The following is a 5,176-nucleotide window of genomic DNA, read 5'->3' on the forward strand; positions in this document are numbered from 1 at the left end:
GGGCAATGACAAAAACGGTTCGCCCCTTCATCAACCGCTCGATCGCCTCCTGAACATACCGCTCCGACTCGCTGTCCAATTGGCTTGTGGCTTCGTCCAACATAAGGATCGGCGGATTCTTGAGGAGCGCACGGGCGATGGCAAGCCGCTGACGTTCCCCTCCGGAGAGCTTCAACCCCCGCTCCCCAATGACCGCCTGATACCCACCTGGGGTCCGTGTGATGAATTCGTGTGCATGCGCTAAGTGCGCTGCTTCTATGATGTCACGGTTCGGCGCCCCAATTTTCCCATACGCAATATTGGCTTCGATCGTGTCGTGGAAGAGAAACGTCTCTTGCGTCACCACACCGACCTGGTCTCTCAGAGAACGGAGTGTTACATCGCGCAGATCCACCCCATCCATCAAAATGCTTCCCTGCCACGGGTCGTAGAAACGGGGAAGCAAATTCACCAATGACGTTTTCCCGGCACCGCTCCTTCCCACAATGGCGATGACCTCCCCCGCGGAAACCTGAAAGGCGATATTCTGGAGAATGTCGCCATCTTGGTATCGAAAGGAAACGTCTTGGAATTCAATCGTCTTTTGAATCGGCGAAAGGGTCCGCGCATCCTTTTTTTCGATGACACTCGGGAGGGCATCCAGAATTTCAAAGACGCGGGGAACGATGGCAAGCGTTTCCTGAAGAAGCCCATAACTTGAGGTGAGCTTCTTGGCAGGTTTGATCAAAGAAAGGAGCGCTGCTAAAAAGAGAAGAAGAATCCCACCGGAGAAGGTCCCCTGAAGAACCTCCCGGCCCCCGATAAAAAGAATGAAAATGGCACCGACCGAAGCCACACATTCACTGAAGGGGCCGAGTGCAATGACCCGTTTAACCCGCTTCATTGTATAGCGGTAGAAGTTCTGGTTCGCCTTTTCGAACTTTTCCCTCTCATAGGGCTCCATGTTAAAAACCTTCACGATCCGGACACCCGAGATGAATTCATGGAGCGCGGTCGTAATGTCTGCCATACTTTCCAGAGCACTGATATTGACTTTCTTGAGTCTTTTCCCGATCAGGGCAACAGGAATCGTAATGATCGGGATGAGGACGAGCGAAAGGAGCGCCAATTTCCAATGAATCCCGAAAACGATGGCTCCAAAAAAGAGAATCTGGATGGGACGGTAAATGAGATCGGTGAGGCCGACCGCCACCGAATCCTGGAGTTTCCCGACATCATGGGTGAGGCGGGAAACGAGGGTTCCTGATTTCTTCTCCGAAAAATAATCGAGGGAAAGGGTCTGGATCCTCTCAAAAAGGGCATTCCGGACATCCCGGACAAGCCTTTGAGAAAGGTCGGTCATGAGATATTCTTTGAGAAAAAGGAAGAAAAAATAGAAGACGCGGTCGTCAGGGCGAAAGTATATGCGGAAGCCGGAGCCGATTGTATTTACCCAATAGGCCCCGGCGATTTGGAAACGGTTCGGATCTTAAGGAGCCGTATCGCTTCTCCAATAAATATTCTTGCCACACCCGCTGCAGAGCCACTTACGGTACTAGAGGAAATCGGCATTAATCGGGTTAGCTTCGGGCCCTTTATCTTCAGGTCGTGCTTAAGAAAGTTTGTAGATATTGTTGATAAGTTACACGATTCAAAAAACTACGATTGCTTCAGTAACAAAATGCTGTCGGGCCCTGAAACGAATGCATTTTTAACTCAAGATTTTGAATAGTTATGACACCCGACATGAGTATCCGATTTTGGCGGTTTTCAACACGGAGGAAAAGTGATATCACTGAGCCATAGTATGAAAACTTACACCAAATCTATTAACCCGTTGTGCGCATTAAAAATAAAGAGATTGCACATAGCGCCATAAAGTCCTATATTTTGTTAAACCCAACAAACATAAGGATTAATGCCATGTACAATCTCGTTTGGAAGTTCAAGAAAATTCTATCAATTGTCAAGAAAAACCTCATTGATGTTCTTGATGAGCACGGAAATTTGACCAAGCCAGGCAATAAGCCAAAGTTTTCCGATGCCGAAGTAATCACGCTAAGTCTGTTATCAGAAGCCCTTATGTTCGACAGTGAGCATTATCTGTTCAAAGTTTTGAACAAGAATTTCAAAGCGGCATTTCCTAATCTGATTGACAGGTCAGGTTATAACAGACGCAGAAAGAATCTCAATCGGTTAACCGAGAGAGTCTGGCGCTCGTTAGTCAAAAAACTCGCCTTCGGCGAGGTTACTTTCGTCATCGACTCCATGCCGATTCAGATCTGTAAGTTCAGCAGAGCGAAGCGGTCTCGTGTTTGCCGGGAGAGGTATGAAACGGCTCCAGACTATGGTTTCTGCGCGGCTCAAAATCAGACCTACTTTGGTTATAAGCTGCACGGACTGGCCTCCTTAAATGGAATAATCACTGATTTTGAGCTTACAAAAGCAAATGTTGCTGATATTCATTATCTCCAGGAAATCAAATATCGATACCCTGGCTGCACAATTCTTGGTGACAAAGCCTATCTGAACAATCCATTGCAAACTGAACTATTCGAAGAACAGCGCATACTTCTAAACACTCCGATGAGAAAAAATCAAAAAAATTACAGAAAACAACCGGCAATATTTAGAAAATCTCGAAAGAGAATTGAAACTATCTTCTCTCAGTTCTGCGGCCAATTTAAAATTCAAACTAACTATGCCAAATGCTTCGATGGATTCGCGACAAGGCTCATGGCAAAAATCGCTGCTTTTACGCTCTTGCAATTCCTAAACATTTTCGAATTCGGTCGGGAACTCAATCATGTTAAACATACGCTTATTTAATGCGCACAACGGGTAAAGAATAATATATATATATAGGGTTTTTTCATTCGGAGGACTATTATTTCATACCCTGGACAGTTATTTCATCGAATGGACAATTATTTCAGGTCAAACATGGTGGAGTCGGGGTTGCTTGCGCAAGAATACAACCTTCATGGTCAATTGACCTATTTGTCAGCCGTATGAGAAATCTGATTTACAAGGTACAAAAATACTCGTCGTCTGACTTGACTCAGGCCTTTTTCAATTTGTTGAATATTGTCCTGGACAACCTGAACCCGCAGAAAGTCTTCATCAACGAGCTGGTCTAAATATTTCCTGATGGTATGATAATTTGCAGGCTGGCCAGTGGCTTCAGTGAACCGTCTTCGCGCTAAGTTGACATCTGCGACAACGAGCTCCTTCATAATACCGCGGAGAATCAACTTCACTTTGATTTTTGGTGGCCTGCCACCAGCTTTTCTTTCGTCCATTTTCATAAGTTACGATCCCGGTGATTCCAGAGAATAGTGAGAGTCTTAATGTTTTTCTGCAAATTCAAAACTGGGTTAATGATCATCACGGTGGACCGAATCACATCAATCAGGCCTAAAGTTTCTAATTTATGAATCTTCCTCCTTAAGGTTCTTGCAGAATAGTTCAATCCCTTTGTCCTCTGAACGAGCGTGCTAAAAGCAAGCGGTTTTGGCTCTGGAAGATAGATGATTTCAAGAATGCGAATTTCAAGATGTCGGAGTTCAAACAACAAATCCTCCCAATCGATATTATTCTGACCAGGATGTTTTGAATTAAGGTTAGCTTCAGTTATTGTCTGATTAGAAAATTTGTTCCTGGCCATATTATTTTTTTGTTTACATAGCTTTTATCTATCACTTTTTCTACTAATGATTTGTTTTATATAAACATTTCGAATGGAACCGTTATTTTTAAATAAGAGTGGTGCCTCGCTTATGTATTAAAATGGGTGTATATGCTGGAAGATGTGGTTTTTTGAGAAAAAGGTAACAGAGGAAGAATTTAGTAAGTTTCAAAAGCAGGTCCAAAAATCTTTTCAAAAAGTAAAAGCAGATAACCGTGATCTTGGGAAGCAACTAACAGTTCTAACAAAAGTCACTATGGCACTAAGTCCATTGTCAAAGCGGTTCACTGAACTGCAGCGTCAGTTCACTGAACTCCTAAAGCAGTTCAGTGGCGGTTCACTGAACCGACCGAAAAAAGTGGAACAATCGCCTCCTCAACTGAAAGAAGAAAAGAAACAGCCTTCAGGATTTAGTGATATACAGTCCGGACATCTAACCCAACTTGAACAGAAAGGTTTGATATTTATCGGAAGGCTACAAAACGAAAGCGGCAGTCAAATGATTCCAGTGGGAAGTCTGACGTCAAATCTCTATCCTGATAGGGTTAATCGACGAATCAAGACCACAGTCTCGAATATTCTAAAAAAGCAGGTCGAGTTAGGCTTAGTCAATCGAGAACGCCGTGGGAACTGTTGGTATGTTGCTCTGACAAGCAGAGGCTATAAGGCTGTGAAAAAGGTTCTGCATCAGAATCAGTTAAAAAACTTGATGCAATTGTACGAAAAGAAATGAATCGTACAATTAAATGGAGTTCACTGGCAGTTCACTGAACCGTTCTATGCAGTTCACCAGCAGTTCACTGAACCGTTCTATGCAGTTCACCAGCAGTTCACTGAACCGTTCTTGCAGTTCACTAGCAGTTCACTGAACTGCATCAATAACCGACAACAGGTTTTCTGGAGAAATACAATCATTTGATTTGGTGATTGGCCTTAAATTGAATACGAGTGTGTTGTCTGCGAGGCTTAATCCCGCACCCTAAATCTACTTTTGAGAAAATAATGTTTGCTCGCTTCTCACACTTAGCAAGCCGAAATGTAAAATTCGTTTCAATTGTAAATTTTTTTGAATAATCCTGTAAAAGAGCCCGAATGGACTCCAGAGTAGCCTTCAACATATAGAGCTGCAACTCTATATTTTTAGTTTTCTTATGATAAGGGTCTTTGAATTTTGCTGATGGTACCTGTTCCAATCTTTTAAGCTGATGTTCTAATGCTTGAAATTTTTCTTTCAGCATGAAATAGTGAGACATGGTGCTTGCGGGCGTAAAAAAGCCCGATTCTGTGGGCCAATTGACCAGGCTATGGTTTGGTACACTCAATTTCGAATCTCCTCCATATCCAATAAATAGGAAGATTGTTTATAAAGTTTTTGGTTTTTGGATGTAGTTGCATATATAAGAAAAAGAATGTCTATTTGTAGAAGACTAAGATTTGTTCGGTATAGCGGATATTTAGTTCTTTATTATCATTGGGTGGAATTTCCCTAAATGTTGAAAGATTGAATGC

Annotated in this window: 7 protein-coding genes; 3 read left to right on the forward strand and 4 right to left on the reverse strand. The window is 43.0% G+C overall.

Annotated features, from left to right (window positions below; genetic code table 11):
- The coding region (locus IH879_19230; GenBank protein ID MCH7677061.1) for an ABC transporter ATP-binding protein at positions 1-1,342 on the reverse strand (1,342 nt) is incomplete at its 3' end.
- Here IH879_19230 and IH879_19235 point away from each other — a divergent pair.
- A complete protein-coding gene (locus tag IH879_19235; GenBank protein MCH7677062.1) occupies positions 1,325-1,711 on the forward strand; it encodes an isocitrate lyase/phosphoenolpyruvate mutase family protein in 387 nt (128 codons plus the stop codon). The genes IH879_19230 and IH879_19235 overlap by 18 nt on opposite strands.
- A gap of 275 nt (positions 1,712-1,986) precedes the next feature.
- Complete coding sequence (locus IH879_19240; protein ID MCH7677063.1) at positions 1,987-2,808, forward strand: IS982 family transposase; 822 nt, start codon at positions 1,987-1,989, stop codon at positions 2,806-2,808.
- Between the two features lie 167 nt (positions 2,809-2,975).
- Here IH879_19240 and IH879_19245 read toward each other — a convergent pair whose 3' ends face one another.
- Together IH879_19245 and IH879_19250 are read right to left on the reverse strand one after the other, a co-directional pair.
- A complete protein-coding gene (locus tag IH879_19245; protein ID MCH7677064.1) occupies positions 2,976-3,281 on the reverse strand; it encodes a hypothetical protein in 306 nt (101 codons plus the stop codon).
- 2 nt (positions 3,282-3,283) lie between these two features.
- A complete protein-coding gene (locus IH879_19250; GenBank protein ID MCH7677065.1) occupies positions 3,284-3,553 on the reverse strand; it encodes a hypothetical protein in 270 nt (89 codons plus the stop codon).
- 370 nt (positions 3,554-3,923) lie between these two features.
- Here IH879_19250 and IH879_19255 point away from each other — a divergent pair, with 370 nt between their 5' ends.
- A complete protein-coding gene (locus tag IH879_19255; GenBank protein ID MCH7677066.1) occupies positions 3,924-4,400 on the forward strand; it encodes a hypothetical protein in 477 nt (158 codons plus the stop codon).
- A 178-nt stretch (positions 4,401-4,578) separates the two neighbouring features.
- On the opposite strand, the gene IH879_19260 is transcribed toward IH879_19255, so the two are convergent.
- Positions 4,579-4,905 (reverse strand): hypothetical protein, encoded by a 327-nt coding sequence (locus IH879_19260; protein ID MCH7677067.1) that lies wholly within the window; start codon positions 4,903-4,905, stop codon positions 4,579-4,581.
- Positions 4,906-5,176: the final 271 nt, after the last annotated feature.

The sequence above is a fragment of the candidate division KSB1 bacterium genome (assembly GCA_022562085.1).
Taxonomy (GTDB): Bacteria; Zhuqueibacterota; Zhuqueibacteria; order Oceanimicrobiales; family Oceanimicrobiaceae; genus Oceanimicrobium.